Consider the following 16,668-nt stretch of genomic DNA (forward strand, 5'->3'; position numbering starts at 1 on the left):
CAGATAGTCGCTGTCAGCCCGCAGCGGGAGGGGGCGGAGGCGGCGGATCCGCCAGGATCTGGGCGAACACCAGCACCCAGCCCATCGAGCGCTTCTGCCACAGGTGGACGTAGTGGCCGGCGAGCGGAGTCTCGTCGCGGGTCCACAGGGCGCGACCATAGGTCCAGACCATGTCGCCGGCAGCCGACGATCCACCGCCGAACGGGGCGCTGAACTCGAAACGGCGCGGCCAGGCGTCGAGCGCGGCGGGGAAGGCCCCGGCGCCGATCGCTGGAGGCAGCGGGGCGACATAGAGGCGACCGTCAGGGGCCAGCAGGGCCAGGTGGGCCTCTTTCTGATCGCGCGTTACGGCGGCGGCCAGCACGGCCTCGACGGCGCGCACCTCGGACATCGCGGCATCCGGGCTGAACGATTCCAGGATGGAGGTGGGCAGCAGCAGGGGCTCGGTCCCGGGGCCGGGAACGTCGGCGGCGCTCGCAGCGACCCCGCCGTCATAGATCCATTTCCACGAGCCGTCGGCCTGGCGCTTCCAGATCGTGAAGTAGTGGCCGGTGCGTGCGCCGCTGATCTCGACCCCGCCGGTAGTGAAGCCCAGGTCGCCGGACTTCGAAATCCCCGCCCAGTTCGGCCACCAGACCAGAGACGGCGCGGCCGGATCGAAGACGGCGGCGGGGTCGAGAATGTCGTGCGCCAGTCGCGGCGCTCCGCCCACGATCATGATCGCGTCGTCCGCCGACCATTTCAGGAAGGAGCCGTCGACGCCCATCGTCAGGCCGTCGGCCGCGAAGGCGCGCTCGGCCGCCACGATGGACGAGGCCTCGGCCGGCTGTGCCGTGACAGGGCGGGCGAAGGCCAGCAGCAGGGTGACGAGAACGATCAGACGAGGCATGGGAGCTCCAGCCTTCAGTCATGCCGGGATCGGCGTGGATGTCCCGTTAAATCGCGGAAACCCCCGGGCGCACATGCCTGACGATTCCTGATCGGGTCCCGGCGCTGGCTTCATTTCTGGTCGCTATCGTTCGACGCGCCCCCCGGTCCGATCTCTGATCGGCCGGTGGACAGGCTCTGCCTTGCTGCATGAGCGAGGCTAGAGCCGCTCCACCGTCAGATTGCCGTTGGTGTAGACGCAGATGTCGGCGGCGATGGCCATGGCCCGGCGCGCGACCGCCTCGGCGTCCAGGTCGGTGTTGTCGATCAGGGCCCGGGCGGCGGCCAGGGCGTAGTTGCCGCCTGATCCCACGGCGGCGACGCCGTATTCCGGCTCCAGCACATCGCCGACGCCGGTGACGGTGAAGATGGCGTCCTTGTCGGCGACCAGCAGCATGGCCTCGAGCCGGCGCAGGTAGCGGTCGGTTCGCCAGTCCTTGGCCAAGTCAACGCAGGCACGAGCCAGTTGATCCGGATACTGCTCCAGCTTGGCCTCCAGCCGCTCGATCAGGGTGAAGGCGTCGGCCGTGGCGCCCGCGAAGCCGGCTAGCACCCTGCCACCCGCCAGGGTGCGGACCTTGCGCGCCGCGCCCTTGACGATGGTGGCTCCCATCGAGACCTGGCCGTCGCCGGCGATGACGGTTTTGCCGTCCTTTCGCACCGCCAGGATGGTCGTGCCGTGCCAGTCGGGAAAGCTGTCGAAAGTCTTGCTCATCCTGACCAGATGGCGACCGAAATGCGTCGGGGCAAGACGAAATCCCTGGAAAAACAACGTTCGGAATTAGCCATATTTCTAGCCATGTAACCCGTTACAAGGGATGATCAAACCCCAAACATACAAGAACGAGGCTAAGCTTTGCTATATCGCGCGATCATTGCGGCCGAAACTGTCGGATCGACCGGTGTGTCGACCCTGTCGATCGCGCAAATTGTCGGCATCTCAGAGCGCAACAATCGTCGCGATGACATCACCAGCGGCCTGATGTTTCTTGATGGCTGGTGCCTGATGGGCATGGAGGGACATCGCGTCGATGTCGACCGGTTGCTGCGGCGCCTGACGGAAGATCGCCGCCTGAAAGGCCTGCGGGTCCTGGTCGACAAGCCGATCGCGGCGCGGTCTTTCTGCGAGCCGATGACCCTCTGCGACGATCCCCGCGCCATGATCGGCGCCGTCGGCCTCGCCGATCTGGCCGGGATCACCGGCTATCAGGCCGAGAAGATCGTGGGACTGAAACTGGCCGCGTGACGCCGAAGCCCGTCGCGCCTACTTGAGGCGCATGAGTTTCTCCCCCGAAGAGGTCGAACGCTACGCCCGTCACCTGGTCCTGTCGGAAGTCGGCGGCCCGGGCCAACAGAGGCTGAAGGCCGCGACCGTGGTCCTCGTCGGTGCGGGCGGTGTGGGCTCTCCGGCGGCGCTCTATCTCGCGGCCGCGGGCGTCGGATCGCTGCGCATCATCGACGGCGACATCGTCTCCCTGTCCAACCTGCAGCGCCAGATCCTGTTCAACACGGCCGATATCGACCGGCCGAAAGTCGAGGCGGCGGCCGGACGGCTTGAGGCGATCAACCCCCATGTCCGCGTCGAGACGCTGAATTATCGGCTGACAGCGGAGAACTCCGCCTCGGTAATCGCCGGAGCGGATGCGGTGCTGGACGGCGCCGACGATTTCGAGACCCGCTATCGGGTGAACGCAGCCTGCGTGGCGGCAGGGGTTCCGCTCGTGTCCGGGGCGCTAGGCCGCTGGACCGGTCAGGTCGGCGTGTTCGCGGGCAAGCCCTGCTACCGCTGCCTGGTGCCCGAGACCCCGCCGGACGCCGAAACCTGCGCGCGGGTTGGTGTCGTGGGCGCTCTGGCCGGGGTGATCGGAGCGATGGCGGCGCTGGAGGCGATCAAGCTCATCACCAGGGCGGGCGAGCCGCTGACCGGGCGGCTGATGCTCTACGACGGCCTCGCGGCGACCAGTCGGGTCGTGGCGGTCACGGCCGATCCGGGGTGTCCGGTGTGCGCGGTGTAAATCCTCCCCATCGGGGGAGGTGGCGCGGAGCAGCTTCGCGACGTGACGGAGGGGGCTCACTCCAGATGCAGTGTCTGCGGTGAGCGCCCTCCACCACTTCGTGGTCCCCTCCCCCCGATGGGGGAGGACGGCTACTCCGGACGCGCGCGCTTCTTGCGGAACGACGGGTTCAGGATCTGCTTGCGCAGACGGATCGACTTGGGCGTGACCTCGACCAGTTCGTCGTCGCCGATGTAGGCGATCGCCTGTTCCAGCGACATCTGGCGCGGCGGGGTCAGGCGAACGGCCTCGTCCTTGCCGGAGGCGCGGACGTTGGTCAGTTGCTTGCCCTTGATCGGGTTGACGTCCAGGTCATCCCAGCGGGCGTTCTCGCCGATGATCATGCCTTCATAGGTCTTCTCGCCGGCGCCGACGAACATGATGCCGCGATCCTCGAGGTTCCACAGGGCGAAGGCGGCGGTGTCGCCGTCGGAGTTGGAGACCAGCACGCCCTTCAGGCGGCCGGCGATCTCGCCCTTGTAGGCTTCGTAGTGGCTGAAGACGCGGTTCAGCACGCCCGAACCGCGCGTATCGGTCAGGAACTCGCCCTGATAGCCGATGAGCGAGCGTGACGGCGCCTTGAGGCTGATGCGGGTCTTGCCGGCGCCCGACGGGCCCATGTCGGTCATCTCGGCCTTGCGGGCCGACAGCTTCTCAATGACGACGCCCGAGAATTCATCGTCGACATCGATCATGACGTCTTCGATCGGCTCCATCTTCTCGCCGTTCGGGCCCTCTTGGAACACCACGCGCGGACGCGAGATCGAGACCTCGAAGCCTTCGCGGCGCATGTTCTCGATCAGCACGCCCAGCTGCAGTTCGCCACGGCCGGCCACTTCGTAGGCGTCGCCGCCTTCGCTGGTCGTCACGCGGATGGCGACGTTGGCTTCGGCTTCCTTCAGCAGGCGGTCGCGGATGACGCGCGACTGGACCTTGTCGCCCTCGCGACCGGCAAGCGGGCTGTCATTGACCGACACGGTCATGGAGATCGTCGGCGGATCGATCGGCTGGGCCGGAAGCGCATCGGTGACTTCCATGGCGCACAGGGTGTCGGCCACGGTGGCCTTGGACATGCCGGCGATGGCGACGATGTCGCCTGCTTCGGCGCCCTCCTCGACGGCCTGACGCTTCAGGCCGCGGAAGGCCAGCACCTTGGTAATGCGGCCGCGCTCGATTTCCTTGCCGTCACGGTCGAGGGCGTGGATCGCCATGCCGGGAACGGCCTTGCCGCTCTCGATGCGGCCGGTCAGCAGACGGCCCAGGAACGGATCGGACTCGATCAGCACGTTCAGGATCTGGAACGGCTTGTCCTTGTTCTCGGCGACCTTGGGCGGCGGGACGTGCTCGACGATCAGGTCGAACAGCGGAGCCAGGTTATCGTTGGGGACATTCATGTCCATTGTCGCCCAGCCGTTCCGGCCCGAGGCGTAGATGTGCGGGAAGTCCAGCTGCTCGTCGGTCGCGCCGATGGCGGCGAACAGGTCGAAGGCTTCATTGTGGACGCGGTCCGGGTCGGCGTGGGCGCGGTCGACCTTGTTGATGCAGAGGATCGGACGCAGGCCCATCTTCAGCGCCTTGGTCAGAACGAACTTGGTCTGGGGCATGACGCCCTCTTCGGCGTCCACAAGGATGACGCAGCCGTCCACCATGCCCAGGATGCGCTCCACCTCGCCGCCGAAGTCCGCGTGGCCCGGGGTGTCGATGATGTTGATGCGCGTGTCGCCCGCCTTGCCGTGCCAGAGCACCGAGGTGCACTTGGCGAGGATGGTGATCCCGCGTTCCTTCTCCTGGTCGTTGGAGTCCATGGCCCGTTCGGTCTGGGCTTCGTTGGCTCGGAAGACACCGGACTGGGCCAGCAGCTGGTCCACCAGAGTGGTCTTGCCGTGGTCAACGTGGGCGATAATGGCGACGTTACGTAGGTTCATGGTCGTTCAATGCGAAAAGGCGGCCGACAAATGCGGGGGCCGCTCGTTAGGGGTGTCATGCGGGGAGCGCGCGCCTCTTACAGCTTGGGCGGGCGAAACGCCATAGCGGGTCAAGATGGCGAGCGTTTGACAGGCTTCCGGTCGGGGAGCAGCGTTCGGACCTGACCCTGGAGTGGGCGGATGAAACGTTTGATCGTGGCGGGCGCGGTGGCCCTGATGTGCGCTGGTGGTGCGGCGGGGGCTCAGGAGGACGCAATGTCTCCAGCCGAGATCGTTGCGGCGCGTCAGGCGTCCCTGATGATGTCCGGCGTGACCATGGGCTCGATCAAGGCGGGGCTGGACGCCGGCGCCCCGGCCCAGTCGATGGGGTTCAGTTCCGGGGCTTTGACACGCTGGGCCACAGCCCTGCCGAATATGTTTCCGGCGGGCACGGGATCCGACACGCTTGGCGCCGCGACCAAGGCTAGGCCCGAAATTTGGACCGACCGCGCGGGTTTCGAGGCCAGGGCCGGCGACTACGCCGCCGCCGCCGCACGGCTGCAGGAATTGATCGCCGCCGGCGATGCGGCCGGAGCCCAGGCCCAGTTCATGGTCGTGCGGGCCTCGTGCCAGTCCTGCCACGACACCTACAGGTCGTAGGACAGGGATCCTGTCCGGCTGGAAGAAGGGGCGGGGCGCGCTCGGCCCCATGGCGCCGCTGATCGGGGCGTGGATCACGACGGGCGCGGGCGAGGGCTCGACCCCGGCCCACGGAATGTCGTGCAGTCGCGCCTTCACCGCCTTCGGCAAGGACTGGATCCGTCTGGAGGCGGAATGGCGGATGGGCGACCGCCCGCCCTATCGCGAGGTCGCCCTGTTCGGAAAGGGCGAGGACGGGACACTGGCGTTCCACTCCTTTACCAACGACGGCAAGCGGTCGACCGGTCGGCTGACGGATGGGACCGACGTCCATCCGGACGCGATCGCCTTCGAGGCCCAGATGAAGGCCGGACTGGCGCGCATGGTCTACTGGCCGCGCGACGACGGCGAACCCGGATTCCATTTCACGGTCGAAAGTCGGGTCAAGACCGGCTGGAAGCGGTTCGTGACACAGGCTTTCGCGCCTGAGGTCTAACTCAGACCTTGGCCGAGCGTCCGCGCACCCAGGCGTAGAGGGCGACGATCAGGACGGTGAAGGCGATGATGGCCGCCGTCATGGCCCGGAAGGTCGAGCCTTCCGGCAGCATGGCGAAGGGGGCGTCATTGCCGGTGCTGACGATGACTCCGGCGGTCATGACCAGGAACAGGCTCTCGCCCACGATCAGACCCGAGGCCAGCAGGACGCCCATGCGGCGACCGACGTCGGCGAAGCGGGTGGTCTTGATGGACTTGTCGTAGATCCAGCCGCAGACGGCGCCGATGACCAGCATCGTGGTTACGGCAGCCGGCAGGTAGAAGCCGATGCCGACGGCCAGGGGCGGCAGCTTGACCCTGCCTTTGGTCGAGGCGTTCAGCACCGCGTCCAGCACGATGATGACCACGCCGATCACCGCGCCGATGCCGATCAGGTCCCAGCGCAGGTCGCCGCCGATGACGCCGCGCGCCAGGGCCGAGATCAGGGTGGCCTGCGGGGCCGCCAGCGGCTCGTCAGCGATGCCGGCGGGGCCGCCTTCGAAGCCGAAGGCCTTGTTCAGCAGGTTGAGGATCAGGGGGATGACGATGGCTCCGGCGATGACGCCGACGATCAGGGCTGTCTGCTGACGCCAGGGCGTGGCCTGGACCAGCTGGCCGGTCTTGAGGTCCTGAAGGTTGTCGTTGGCGATGACGGCGACGGCGAAGACGACGGCCGTCACGATCAGGGCGAAGGCCACGACCGACGGATCGGCGGGCAGGCCGGCGATGGCCAGCACGCCCAGCATCAGCACGGAGGCGATGACGATGGCCAGGATGCCGACGCCCGATACCGGGCTGTTGGAGGAGCCGATCAGCCCGGCCATGTAGCCGCAGATGGCTGCCACGGCGAAACCGATCAGCACGACATAGATGAGGCCGCCGGCGACCAGCAGGACGGTCGAACTCGCCAGGGTCGGATTGCCCTGGGCGAACCAGGCCAGGATGCCGCCGATGCCAATGAGACAGGCGACCGATAGCCCGGCGACGATATTGATCGGAATGTCCTGTTCGGTGCGGTCCAGCACCTCGCCGGCGTTGCGGCGGCGGTTGGCGGCGAGCGCCGAGGTCAGGCCGCCGACCAGCGGACCGGCCAGTTTGATCAGGGTCCAGATGGCGGCGACGCCGATGACGCCCGCGCCCATGAAGCGGACCTCGTTGCGCCAGACCGTCACGGCCAGCTCCTCGGGAGAAGCGCCGACGGGCACGGTCGAGGCGATCGAGGCGATGCCGTGCGACGACAGCCAGGCGATGAAATCGGGCGACGTCATGATCGGCACGAAGATGAACCAGGCCACGATCAGGCCGAACAGCTGGGCCAGGCCCACGGTCAGGCCGATCAGGTGGCCGGCGCCCAGCAGGGCGAACTGCATGCCGAAGCCGAGACCCGTGGCCCCGCCGCCCAGTGCCGCCGGCATCTTGATGAACCTGGCGGCTTCGCCTGCAAAGACCCGGCCGGCGACCAGCAGGGCATAGCCCGCCGAGACGATCGCGCCGGTGCTGACGACCAGCAGGCCGGCCTTGTTCTCGCGCACGGCGCTGTCGGTCTGTTCGGCGCCGCGCGAGCCGACGGTCAGGACCTCGGCGGCGGCGACGCCCTCGGGATAGGGCAGGCCGGCCTCGACCACGAGGGCGCGGCGCAGGGGGATTGAGAAGGTGACGCCCAGCACGCCGCCGAAGACGCAGATCAGCACCGATTCCCAGAACGGGAACTCAAGCCACCAGCCGACCATGACCAGGCCGGGCAGGACGAAGATGATCGAGCTCATGGCCCCGCCGACCGAGGCCACGGTCTGGACGGTCATGTTCTCCCAGATGGTGGAGGTCTTGAACGCCCGAAGGATGGCCATGGAGATGACCGCCGCCGGGATGGCCGAGGCGAAGGTCAGCCCGACCTTCAGGCCCAGATAGGTATTGGCCGCGGTGAACACGACCGCCAGCAGACAGCCCAGGATCAGGGCGCGGACCGTGAGTTCGACGCGCTTTGTGGGCCCGGCAACGGGGGCGGCGGCGGGCGTATCGGTCATCAGGCGGTCCCCTCGAAGAAGCCTCAGACCTAAGCCGGAAACTGCGGGGGGATCAACGGGGCGTGGATTCTCCGGATGTCTCGTCTAGCGTTGCACCCACTGGCCCGAGGCGTTGCGGTACCATTGCCCCGTCGAGATGCGCGGCAAGAGCTGGCTCTCGAACATCCGGGCGGCGGCGACCTCTGTGGAGGTGCCGACATCTGCGGCGCTGGCGGCGTAGACCTGGCGGCGGGCGTTGTTGGTTACGGTGATGGCGCTCCGGAGCTCCGGAGCGGCGGTGGTGCGGATGCCGAGGTAGCCGTCGGCCTGTTCGCCGACGACGCCTTCAGCCTTGGCCGCATCGATCAGCGACTTCTGGGCCGGGGTCTGTGCGAGGGCGGCCCCCGCGGCAACGCCCAGGGCGACGACGGCGGCGCCCAGGACGAAGAATTTTCGGAAGGTCATGGAGGAGCTCTTTTCCATCAGAACAGATTGGGATTTTCGGCCAGCAGGTCCTGCAGCTCGCGGTCCAGCCGGACCCGGACGTCGGCGTCCAGCTTGGCGTAGATCTCGATCGGCGCGACCTCCAGCCGGATCGTCGGAGTGCAGGCGCCCAGCATGGCCGAGGCGGCCAGGGCCAGGAGGCCGAGGCGAACGGCGCGGGAGGAAGGTGGGGTCATCGGTCGGTCTCCAGGGTCTTCAACGCTCTCACTGGCACAGGGGATGCACCCTGTCGCGTGAACGGGCTCTGAACGGTCAAGGCTGTTCCGGGCCAGACTCAGGGTCAGGATCGCCGTTTCTGGCCCGATTGACGGCCAGCAGGTCCGAGACGAGCTGATTTAGGTTCAAGGTGGTGTCGAGCGTCAGGTTGATCCCCGTGCCGGACGGCAGGGGCAGGGTCCGGTTCAGGAACTCGCGGCTGATCAGTTCGGACAGGCTGAGACGCAGTTCCTGTCGCTGTGGCGGATCGTGTCGACCCATGATGTGGAAGCGCACGCCCAGCCGGCCCTCGTCCTTAGATTCGAGGTCGGCGGTCAGGGTGTCGAAGGCGAGGTTCTCCATCGCCTGGTAGGCTAGATCCTCGACGGTGTTCGGGGGCACGTCGCCGCCGCCGCCGGCCTCGAGGTCCGACAGGGCGTCGCGCGCGATCGACAGGCGGCCGGGCTGGGCGGCGTAGAGTGTCCCGCCCGTGATCCGCACGCCCGCATCGGGGTCGGAGGTGAAGGGCAGGCGGCCGGACACCACGGCGTCCAGCTTCACCCGGTCGCCGAAGCCCGCGCCCGCGATCAGCTCGCCCAGCTGCACCCGGTCCAGCACGATGACGCCCGAGAACGGACGCCGGTCCAGCGGCACGGAGAAGGGTTCGACCCTGATCGTCCCGCCGGCCGCACGGATTTCCCCGCCCGCCACGCTGATCGCCGCCTTGTCGAGCGAGAAGGTCAGGTCCAGCTCGGTGAAGTCGGCGACCGACTCCAGGGTGGCGACACGCAGGGTCTGGTCCGGCGCCGTGGTCAGGGGCGCCAGGTTCGTAAAGTCGATCGTTCCGCTCAGGCCCTTCACCGCCCCGGCGGGACTGACGAAGTCGAGTCCGGGGATGACGAGACGGCCCGAACTGGTTCCTTCCGGCAGGTCGTCGCTCCAGTTGAGACGGCCGCTGAAGGCGGCCGTGCCGGTCGCGGGCGACTGGACGAAATCGGCCGCCAGCGGGCTGAGGTCGGCGGGCTGGAGCCCGCCCTCGGCGAAGGTGAGCGACGGGGCGTCGATGACGATGCCGCCCTCTCCGGTCGGTCCGTCATGGGCCAGCGTCAGCTTGCCGAGGACGATGTCCTTGCGGGCGAGGTCAAAGACGCCCGTCCAGCGCTCTTCGGCCAAGTTCGCCGAACCGGAAGCGGTCAGCGGGTTGAATCGGCGGGGTCGCGTGGCGTCCTCGACGTCGGCGGAGGCGATCATGGCCTCCAGTCCGAGACCAGCCTTTGAGCCGGTGGCGAAGGCCGTGCCCTGGATGGCGGAGAAGCCCATGGCCAGGAAAGGCGCAGACGCAGCCACGTCGGTCAGCCGCCCCCCCGCGCGCCAGCGGCTGTCCTGCGACACGACCAGAGGCCCCCCCGAGGCGCACAGGCCGCCGGACAGATCCATAACGTCGTTCTCCTCCAGCTCCAGCCGCTCGGCCGTGAAGGTCAGGCAGTCGGACGCGACATAGGTCAGGCGGCCCGCATTGGTCGCCAGCACGCCCCGGGTCTGGACGTTCAGTCCACGCGCCAGGCCGAAGTCGAGCGTGGCGCGGCCGTCGAGGGTCGCCTCGAACCCACCCGCCGTCAGCCGCCAGTTCGGGACGACGAAGGTCGCTTCGGGCAGCCCCTGTCCGCGCGTGGCGACGAGATTCAAGGCTCCGCCGCCGCGCTCGCCGGGCCGGGCGACGAAGATCGGCGTGGCGACCGGGCTGATGGTCAGGGCGCCGCCATTGGCAGGCGTCAGGCGCGCGGCGCGCGCCAGGGTCACGGTCAGACCGGCGTCGCCGCTGGTCAGGCGAAGCGCCGGGACGTCGAGGGCGAAAGCGCCCACGGCCCGCTTCATCTCCGCCAGTTCCGGCACGTCGTCGGCCGTGACCGGGCCAAACAGGGGCCAGGCGCCGCGCGCTGAGGCCAGAGAGCCGGTCATCACTAGCGCGGTCGACCGCGCGGAGGCGAAGTCGAGGGCGAATCGTCCGCCGACCTGGTTCAACACCAGAGCGCCAAAGGTCGCGCGCGACAGGCGGGCCGACAGCGGGCCGCTGGCCTCGACGGCGCCGGCCGCGCCGCTGACCGCCAGTCGGGAGGACGTGGCCTCGGCGCCGCTCAGGACCAGGTCGCCGGCCTGCCCCGATGCGGCGCTCAGGCGGGCAGGGCCCTCGACGCTCCACGACAGGCCGTCGGCGCTTTGCTGAAGGGCGACGCGAGCCTCCGTCGCGGAGCCCTCCGCCGAGCGGGCGGACAGGCCTGGCGCTGACACGCTCGCCGTGCGCAGCCGGGTCGATGCGGTTCCGTTGAAGGCCAGGGTCTCGATCCAGCCGCTGACCTGTCCGTCCGCGATCAGGGTCAGGACCGCGCCCGTCGTCGCCGCATCTCCGACGGCCAGCCGGTCGCCGGACAGGGTCAGGTCGACGGCGGCGCGTCCGCCGCCGCGACGCGCCTTCAGGTCGGGATAGGGAAGCTCGGCCGTCCCGGACAGGCGGGCGTCCTCGCCGCTCAGGCCTGGCGCAGCGAACCCCTCGGCGACGAGATCGATGTCCAGCGCGACCCGGTCACCCATGGTCGTCAGGTCAACTGATCCGCCGAGACTCCGCGCCTCGATCTCACCGCTCTTCAGCGATGCGGCGGGCATGCGCGCCGCTAGGCGCATCAGCTTGCCGTCGTCGATGCGGGCATCGGCAAGCAGCGACAGGGGGCCGTATTCCGTATCGAGACGCAGGCGGCCGGTCTCGACGATGACGACAGGGCCCCGGCTGTCGGGGCGGGGCGGCTTGCCAATCAACTCCTCGATCAACGGATCCAGCGAACCGAACGACAGTTCGCCGTCCTTCCACGTCGCCCGCGCGACCGGGCGGACCAGGCGGATGCGGCTAGGGGTCACGCCGAGACCGGTCGAGGACCAGGGCAGGCCGAGGGCGTAGTCCACCTCGACCCGCTGGATGGTCACATCGGGATTTGTCTGGTCGCCGATGCGGACGCTGCCGACGAAGCCGTTCAGTTCCAGGCGTTCGATCTCGACATCCGCCTGGATGCCGCGCTGGTCCAGCCAGCCGACCAGCACCTCGCGCGCCGCCGCCCGCCGGTTCAGCCAGATGACCGCGGCCAGCAGCGACAGGACGATGAGCCCGACCGCCAGGCCGATCCCGATTGCGCGCGCCAGGCGAGGGCCGCGCCGCCTTTTTCCCTCCGGAGGCGCATCGCTCATTCCGCGCGCTCCCCTCTGTCCCGGATCAGGACTGAGTCATCCATCAGCATCCCCAAGGTGTCGCATCGGGACACGACCGTTGCGAACGCGCCACAATGAGTGGCTCCACGGTCACTTTGAGTGCAGCGAGGGCTGCGAGCGTCTCGCAATGATTCAGGAACGGCAGCACAGACGAGCATAGCTTGGCGATAGACTGTCCCGTGACCTGTCGGAATACCCAAAAGCGCCTCGAATTACCGGCCAGTATCACTGCGGTTAATCATTTGTAACAACCCGTCTTCCCATCTTGGGGCCGGCGCGTTATAGGACGCGCTTCGTGGCCGGGGGGACTTGGGCGCGATCCTTGCTTTGAGTTGTGACTGGGCGCCGCACGGCGTCGTTTTCTGCCGGGGACCGATGGCCCAGTTCGATCCGCGACGCCAGCCGATGCGCTTCGCTCCGCATCTTCTGACGGCCGCCGCCGCCGTGACGGTGGCCATGCTTGCCGGTCGCGTCTATCAACCCGCCCAGGCCGAAGTCGTTCCCGAACTGACCGCCCTGCAGATCGCCTCGCTGGAGGCCCGCGCGTTCGACGCTGCGGGGACCCCCGCCGGGCTCACCGCTCCCGAAGCCATTCCCGTCCAGATCCGCCGCGGCGAGACCTTCGAACAGGCCGTCCGCCGCACCGGCATCGGCGCCGCCGACGCCTCGGCTGTCGCCGCGACCATTTCCAACGCCTTCGACCTGACCCAGCTGCGCGCCGGCCTCCGGTTCGAAACTGCCGTCTCGCGTCCGCGCGGCGGCCGTGGCGACGCCCGCCTGATCGGCCTGACGATGCGCACCGGCCCGGCCAGCCAGCTGACCGTGTCGCGCAGCTTCGACGGCGCGCTGCGCCTGCGGGCGCTCGAGGAGCGCGTGACGCACGAGACCGTCGTCCTGAAATCCGAAGTGCGAGGCTCGCTGTCGGCCACGGCCCAGCGCATGGGCGCCGACGCCGCCGTCCGTCGCAAGGCGACCCAGTTGTTCGCCCACCGCTTTGACCTCGACCGGGATGTCCGCGCCGCCGACGAGTTTACCCTGGTGTTCGACCGTTCGGTCACCGAGAACGGTCGCACCGTGGACACCGGCGACCTGCTGTATGCCGAGATGAAGGGCGTGGTCTTCTATCGCTTCCAGCCCGCCGGCGAGCGCGAGGCCCAGTACTACGACGCCACCGGCAAGAACATGCGCTCCTCGATGATGCGCACGCCGCTGGATCGCGCCGCTCGCGTCTCGTCCAGCTTCGGTTTCCGCGTCCACCCGATTTCGGGCTATCGCAAGATGCACCAGGGCATCGACTTCGCCGCCGGCACCGGCACCCCGGTCGTGGCCCCCTCGGACGGCGTCGTCGTCGAGGCGCGTCGCTGGGGCGGCTATGGCAACTGGCTGCGCATCCGTCACGCCAATGGCCTGGAGAGCGGCTATGGCCACCTGTCGCGCTACGGCGCAGGCATCCGCGCCGGCCAGCGCGTCTCCCAGGGCCAGGTCGTCGCCTATGTCGGTTCGACCGGCGCCTCGACCGGTCCGCACCTGCACTATGAAATCTGGCGCAACGGCCAACGGATCAATCCGTCCGGCATCCGCATGGACGAGAGCTCCGTCCTCGCCGGTAATGATCTGGCCGCCTTCCGCGCAGAGAAGGCTCGCATCGACCGCATCATCGCCTCCGGCGGCGAGCGTCGCCCGACGGTGCTGCAAGCCAATATCGAAGGCCTGCGTCCGGCTGCCAGAGCCACGTAAGAACCTGCGACCTAAAGGCGTCTAAGGCCCTCCACCGCCTCGACCAGCCGCGCCAGATCGCGCGGCGTCGACAGGCGGTGATCGCCACCCTCGACCAGATCCAGCCGGACATCGCCGCCGCTTAGACGCTCGACCAGAGCCAGGGCATGGGACTCAGGCACGGTCTCGTCAGCCCGCCCCTGAAGAATGTGCACCGGCGCCGCGATCGGAATGGCCGCATCCAGCAACATCCAGTCCCGCGCCTCCTCGAACATCCGCCGCGTCAGGACGTATTCGCCCAATCCTTGTCCAGGGGCGCCCTCCTCGACGATCAGCGCCTCGCCGTCCCTGAGGATCGACTGGCGCACATGGTCTGGCAGGGACGGCCACATGAGCCGTTCAGTGAAATCCTGGGCCGGGTTGATCAGGGCCAGGCCCTGCATCCGCTTGGGCCGGGCCAGCGCCAATAGAAGCGCAACCCAGCCGCCCATCGACGATCCGACCGGTAGGACCGGCCCTTCCAGAGCGTCGATCAGGGCGATCGCATCCTCGCGCCAGCGTCCGATCGTGGCCTGACGCCAGTCGCCCGAGGACTGACCGTGGGCGAAATGGTCATACCGGACGTAGGACCACCCTCGCGCCTTCGCCGCCGCCTCCAGCGCCAAGGCCTTGGTCCCCTCCATGTCGGAGCGGAACCCGCCGATCCAGACCACGGTCGGACCGAAGCCCGCGATGCGGCGCCAGGCCAGGGTCTCGCCGTCGGGGCGGTCCAGGCGTTCTAGGGTCGACATCGATCCTCCGGAATGATCCGCTCAGGTGTCATAGGAGCGGGCGATGAAGGCAATTGGAATTCCACCGGCGGCCCTGGCTGACCCTAAGGCCGTGGAGATGGCGCGTGTCTGGGTCGCTCAGCAGGGTCTTCACTGGGTCCTGAATGTTGGGACTTATCGCGATAGCGGGTTCAGGGAAGCGACAGCATGGGGCGTGATGATCGCCGACATGGCACGTCACGTTGCGGATGCCTTGCTGGAGGCCGGGGACGAGCAGGATGCGGCAGGGGCGCTCGCTGAAATCCGACGTTCGATCGCCATGGAATTGGACGATCCGACTTCGCCGACTGTGGGCGAGTTTAAGCAAACGAAACAGTAGCGACCTTGATCTTCCAGCCCAGCCGCCGATAACGCGCGGATGCCAAAGGTCCTGTTTGTCACCTCCAACCGCATCGGCGACTGCATCATCTCGTCGGGAATCCTGCGCGAGATCGCGCGGCAGGTCCCGGGCGCGGAGATCACCGTCGCCTGCGGTCGCCCGCCGGCCCCCTTCTTCCGCTCGGCGCCGGGCGTTGAACGGGTCATCGTTCTGGACAAGAAGAAGGCCGCCGGACACTGGTTCGATCTGTGGCGTCAGGTCATCGGGACCCACTGGGCCCTCGTCATCGACATTCGCGGCTCGGCCCTGTCCTACCTGCTGAACGCCGATCGCCGCATCGTCTACAACCGCCGCTGGGAGACGGGCCTGCCCAAGGTCGAGATGATCTCGCGGCTGATGGGGTCGGACCGGCCGCTGGAGCCGGAGCTGTTCATCGACGACCAGGCCCTGGCCGAGGCGGCGGCCGTGATCGACCCACAGCTGGCCACCGCGCCCGGACCCATCATCGCTTTGGCCCCCATTGCCCACCAGCCGGGTAAGAGCTGGCCCGCCGATCGCTGGGGTGAGCTGGTGGAAATGCTGAAGGCCGAGCCCCGCTTCGCCGGCTGGCGCTTCATGCCCGTCGGCGGACCCGGCGACCGGCCGCCCGCGACCCCCGCGCTTGAAGCCGCCGGCCCCCTCGCCATCGACTTCGTCTGCAAGGGCGATATCCTGGCCTCGGCCGCCGCCATCGACCGGGCGGCCCTGTTCATCGGCAATGATTCCGGCCTCATGCATGTGGCCGCCGCCGCCGGAAAGCCGACGCTGGGGCTGTTCGGGCCGACCGAATGGTGGCTGTACGGGCCACGCGGTCCCCGCACCGCCATCGCGGCCTCCAACCCGGTCCGGGGCGAGTTCGCGCCGATCGAAGCCCTGACGACCCAGCGTGTCTTCGAGGCCGTCCTCGCGCTGCACGACACCTGGATCGGCGCATCGGACCCTGCCACGGCTTGAAGCGTGGGCCGTTCGCGGTCATATAGGCTTCGTGAGGGAACGCGGCGGTATGCCGTGCGCTGTCCTCTGCGACATCACTGCGCTTTCAGAAACACAAGGAAACGACGCTCATTCGCCGTCCGATGAACCAGCCGCCCACCAAGGACGGCCCGCCCATGAATCACGATATCCGCGCCCCGCGCGTTCTGCTCATTGATCAGAACGGCGAGAAACAGGGGGTCATGCCGACCTCCGCCGCGCTGGAGGCCGCCGAAGAGGCGGGCATGGATCTGGTTCAGATCGTCTCGACGTCGGAGCCGCCCGTCGCCAAGATTCTCGACTACGGCAAGTTCCGCTTCCAGGAGCAGAAGAAGAAGGCCGAGGCCCGCAAGCGCCAGAAGGTCGTCGAGCTGAAAGAGATCAAGCTCCGCCCCAACATCGACGTCCACGACTACGAAGTGAAGACCAAGGCCATGACGCGCTTCTTCGACGAGGGCGACAAGGTCAAGGTGACCCTGCGCTTCCGCGGTCGCGAAATGGCTCACCCGGAACTGGGCATGAAGCTGCTCAACAAGGTCCAGGCCGACTTCGACGAGATCGCCAAGGTCGAATACGCGCCGCGTATGGAAGGCCGCCAGATGATCATGATCCTGGCGCCGAAGTAGGCGCCGGCGTCACTACAGCTTCCAACGCCCCGGCATCGTCCGGGGCGTTTTGCGTTTGGTCTCAGGGGGTTCGCGCTTTCGGTCGGCAGTGTCGCCTTAACCACTTGTGATTGCGCCCCGGCGTGGGATGATGGCCGTCTTTCCTGCGTAG

The 16,668-nt window shown here is 68.1% G+C and carries 16 protein-coding genes; 8 read left to right on the plus strand and 8 right to left on the minus strand.

Features of this window, described 5'->3' with window-relative positions; all coding sequences use genetic code 11:
* Positions 1–13: 13 nt before the first annotated feature.
* Both ACP7AZ_RS07920 and hslV read right to left on the minus strand, forming a co-directional pair.
* Positions 14–889, minus strand: a complete 876-nt coding sequence (locus tag ACP7AZ_RS07920) for a DUF4440 domain-containing protein (protein WP_426037774.1) — start codon at positions 887–889, stop codon at positions 14–16.
* A gap of 198 nt (positions 890–1,087) precedes the next feature.
* Complete coding sequence (gene hslV, locus ACP7AZ_RS07925; protein ID WP_426037776.1) at positions 1,088–1,642, minus strand: ATP-dependent protease subunit HslV; 555 nt, start codon at positions 1,640–1,642, stop codon at positions 1,088–1,090.
* Positions 1,643–1,783: 141 nt separating this feature from the next.
* Between hslV and ACP7AZ_RS07930 the strand changes: the two genes are divergently transcribed.
* Positions 1,784–2,173: a BLUF domain-containing protein gene (locus tag ACP7AZ_RS07930; RefSeq protein ID WP_426037778.1), complete on the plus strand. Its 390-nt coding sequence runs from the start codon at positions 1,784–1,786 to the stop codon at positions 2,171–2,173.
* Positions 2,174–2,204: 31 nt separating this feature from the next.
* Complete coding sequence (locus ACP7AZ_RS07935) at positions 2,205–2,942, plus strand: HesA/MoeB/ThiF family protein (protein ID WP_426037780.1); 738 nt, start codon at positions 2,205–2,207, stop codon at positions 2,940–2,942.
* Between the two features lie 131 nt (positions 2,943–3,073).
* On the opposite strand, the gene typA is transcribed toward ACP7AZ_RS07935, so the two are convergent.
* The gene (gene typA / locus ACP7AZ_RS07940; protein ID WP_426037782.1) at positions 3,074–4,906 is read right to left on the minus strand and encodes a translational GTPase TypA; all 1,833 of its coding nucleotides are present in this window, start codon (positions 4,904–4,906) and stop codon (positions 3,074–3,076) included.
* A gap of 180 nt (positions 4,907–5,086) precedes the next feature.
* Between typA and ACP7AZ_RS07945 the strand changes: the two genes are divergently transcribed.
* A complete protein-coding gene (locus ACP7AZ_RS07945; RefSeq protein ID WP_426037784.1) occupies positions 5,087–5,545 on the plus strand; it encodes a cytochrome c in 459 nt (152 codons plus the stop codon).
* Positions 5,546–5,594: 49 nt separating this feature from the next.
* Positions 5,595–6,020, plus strand: coding sequence for a hypothetical protein (locus tag ACP7AZ_RS07950; protein ID WP_426037786.1), 426 nt, complete (start codon positions 5,595–5,597; stop codon positions 6,018–6,020).
* A 1-nt stretch (position 6,021) separates the two neighbouring features.
* Here ACP7AZ_RS07950 and ACP7AZ_RS07955 read toward each other — a convergent pair whose 3' ends face one another.
* The 4 genes from ACP7AZ_RS07955 to ACP7AZ_RS07970 form a co-directional block, all read right to left on the minus strand.
* Entirely contained in the window at positions 6,022–8,082 is a 2,061-nt protein-coding gene (locus tag ACP7AZ_RS07955) for an OPT family oligopeptide transporter (protein WP_426037788.1), read from the minus strand.
* A gap of 84 nt (positions 8,083–8,166) precedes the next feature.
* On the minus strand, positions 8,167–8,526 hold the full coding sequence (locus ACP7AZ_RS07960) for a YdbL family protein (RefSeq protein WP_426037790.1): 360 nt from the start codon (positions 8,524–8,526) through the stop codon (positions 8,167–8,169).
* A gap of 17 nt (positions 8,527–8,543) precedes the next feature.
* Positions 8,544–8,741, minus strand: coding sequence for a YnbE family lipoprotein (locus tag ACP7AZ_RS07965; RefSeq protein WP_309627265.1), 198 nt, complete (start codon positions 8,739–8,741; stop codon positions 8,544–8,546).
* Between the two features lie 76 nt (positions 8,742–8,817).
* Positions 8,818–11,994, minus strand: coding sequence for an intermembrane phospholipid transport protein YdbH family protein (locus ACP7AZ_RS07970; protein WP_426037792.1), 3,177 nt, complete (start codon positions 11,992–11,994; stop codon positions 8,818–8,820).
* Positions 11,995–12,390: 396 nt separating this feature from the next.
* Between ACP7AZ_RS07970 and ACP7AZ_RS07975 the strand changes: the two genes are divergently transcribed.
* Positions 12,391–13,752 carry a peptidoglycan DD-metalloendopeptidase family protein gene (locus ACP7AZ_RS07975; RefSeq protein ID WP_426037794.1) on the plus strand — a complete coding sequence of 454 codons (1,362 nt, stop codon included), beginning with the start codon at positions 12,391–12,393 and terminating at the stop codon, positions 13,750–13,752.
* 11 nt (positions 13,753–13,763) lie between these two features.
* On the opposite strand, the gene ACP7AZ_RS07980 is transcribed toward ACP7AZ_RS07975, so the two are convergent.
* A complete protein-coding gene (locus ACP7AZ_RS07980) occupies positions 13,764–14,522 on the minus strand; it encodes an alpha/beta fold hydrolase (protein ID WP_426037796.1) in 759 nt (252 codons plus the stop codon).
* Between the two features lie 43 nt (positions 14,523–14,565).
* Here ACP7AZ_RS07980 and ACP7AZ_RS07985 point away from each other — a divergent pair, with 43 nt between their 5' ends.
* From ACP7AZ_RS07985 to infC, 3 genes are all read left to right on the plus strand, one after another.
* Entirely contained in the window at positions 14,566–14,880 is a 315-nt protein-coding gene (locus ACP7AZ_RS07985) for a DUF5076 domain-containing protein (RefSeq protein WP_426037798.1), read from the plus strand.
* 39 nt (positions 14,881–14,919) lie between these two features.
* Positions 14,920–15,873 carry a glycosyltransferase family 9 protein gene (locus tag ACP7AZ_RS07990; protein ID WP_426037800.1) on the plus strand — a complete coding sequence of 318 codons (954 nt, stop codon included), beginning with the start codon at positions 14,920–14,922 and terminating at the stop codon, positions 15,871–15,873.
* A gap of 122 nt (positions 15,874–15,995) precedes the next feature.
* A complete protein-coding gene (gene infC, locus ACP7AZ_RS07995) occupies positions 15,996–16,517 on the plus strand; it encodes a translation initiation factor IF-3 (protein ID WP_303696632.1) in 522 nt (173 codons plus the stop codon).
* The last annotated feature ends 151 nt before the right edge of the window (positions 16,518–16,668 follow it).

The sequence above is a fragment of the Brevundimonas sp. DC300-4 genome, from assembly GCF_049897365.1.
GTDB lineage: Bacteria > Pseudomonadota > Alphaproteobacteria > Caulobacterales > Caulobacteraceae > Brevundimonas.

What these genes read in the sequence shown, in the direction of transcription:
- ACP7AZ_RS07920 (WP_426037774.1), bottom strand. Translation starts at nt 889, where the DNA reads ATGCCTCGTCTGATCGTTCTCGTCACCCTGCTGCTGGCCTTCGCCCGC.
- hslV (WP_426037776.1), bottom strand. Translation starts at nt 1,642, where the DNA reads ATGAGCAAGACTTTCGACAGCTTTCCCGACTGGCACGGCACGACCATC.
- ACP7AZ_RS07935 (WP_426037780.1), top strand. Translation starts at nt 2,205, where the DNA reads ATGAGTTTCTCCCCCGAAGAGGTCGAACGCTACGCCCGTCACCTGGTC.
- typA (WP_426037782.1), bottom strand. Translation starts at nt 4,906, where the DNA reads ATGAACCTACGTAACGTCGCCATTATCGCCCACGTTGACCACGGCAAG.
- ACP7AZ_RS07945 (WP_426037784.1), top strand. Translation starts at nt 5,087, where the DNA reads ATGAAACGTTTGATCGTGGCGGGCGCGGTGGCCCTGATGTGCGCTGGT.
- ACP7AZ_RS07950 (WP_426037786.1), top strand. Translation starts at nt 5,595, where the DNA reads ATGGCGCCGCTGATCGGGGCGTGGATCACGACGGGCGCGGGCGAGGGC.
- ACP7AZ_RS07955 (WP_426037788.1), bottom strand. Translation starts at nt 8,082, where the DNA reads ATGACCGATACGCCCGCCGCCGCCCCCGTTGCCGGGCCCACAAAGCGC.
- ACP7AZ_RS07960 (WP_426037790.1), bottom strand. Translation starts at nt 8,526, where the DNA reads ATGACCTTCCGAAAATTCTTCGTCCTGGGCGCCGCCGTCGTCGCCCTG.
- ACP7AZ_RS07965 (WP_309627265.1), bottom strand. Translation starts at nt 8,741, where the DNA reads ATGACCCCACCTTCCTCCCGCGCCGTTCGCCTCGGCCTCCTGGCCCTG.
- ACP7AZ_RS07970 (WP_426037792.1), bottom strand. Translation starts at nt 11,994, where the DNA reads ATGAGCGATGCGCCTCCGGAGGGAAAAAGGCGGCGCGGCCCTCGCCTG.
- ACP7AZ_RS07975 (WP_426037794.1), top strand. Translation starts at nt 12,391, where the DNA reads ATGGCCCAGTTCGATCCGCGACGCCAGCCGATGCGCTTCGCTCCGCAT.
- ACP7AZ_RS07980 (WP_426037796.1), bottom strand. Translation starts at nt 14,522, where the DNA reads ATGTCGACCCTAGAACGCCTGGACCGCCCCGACGGCGAGACCCTGGCC.
- ACP7AZ_RS07985 (WP_426037798.1), top strand. Translation starts at nt 14,566, where the DNA reads ATGAAGGCAATTGGAATTCCACCGGCGGCCCTGGCTGACCCTAAGGCC.
- ACP7AZ_RS07990 (WP_426037800.1), top strand. Translation starts at nt 14,920, where the DNA reads ATGCCAAAGGTCCTGTTTGTCACCTCCAACCGCATCGGCGACTGCATC.
- infC (WP_303696632.1), top strand. Translation starts at nt 15,996, where the DNA reads ATGAACCAGCCGCCCACCAAGGACGGCCCGCCCATGAATCACGATATC.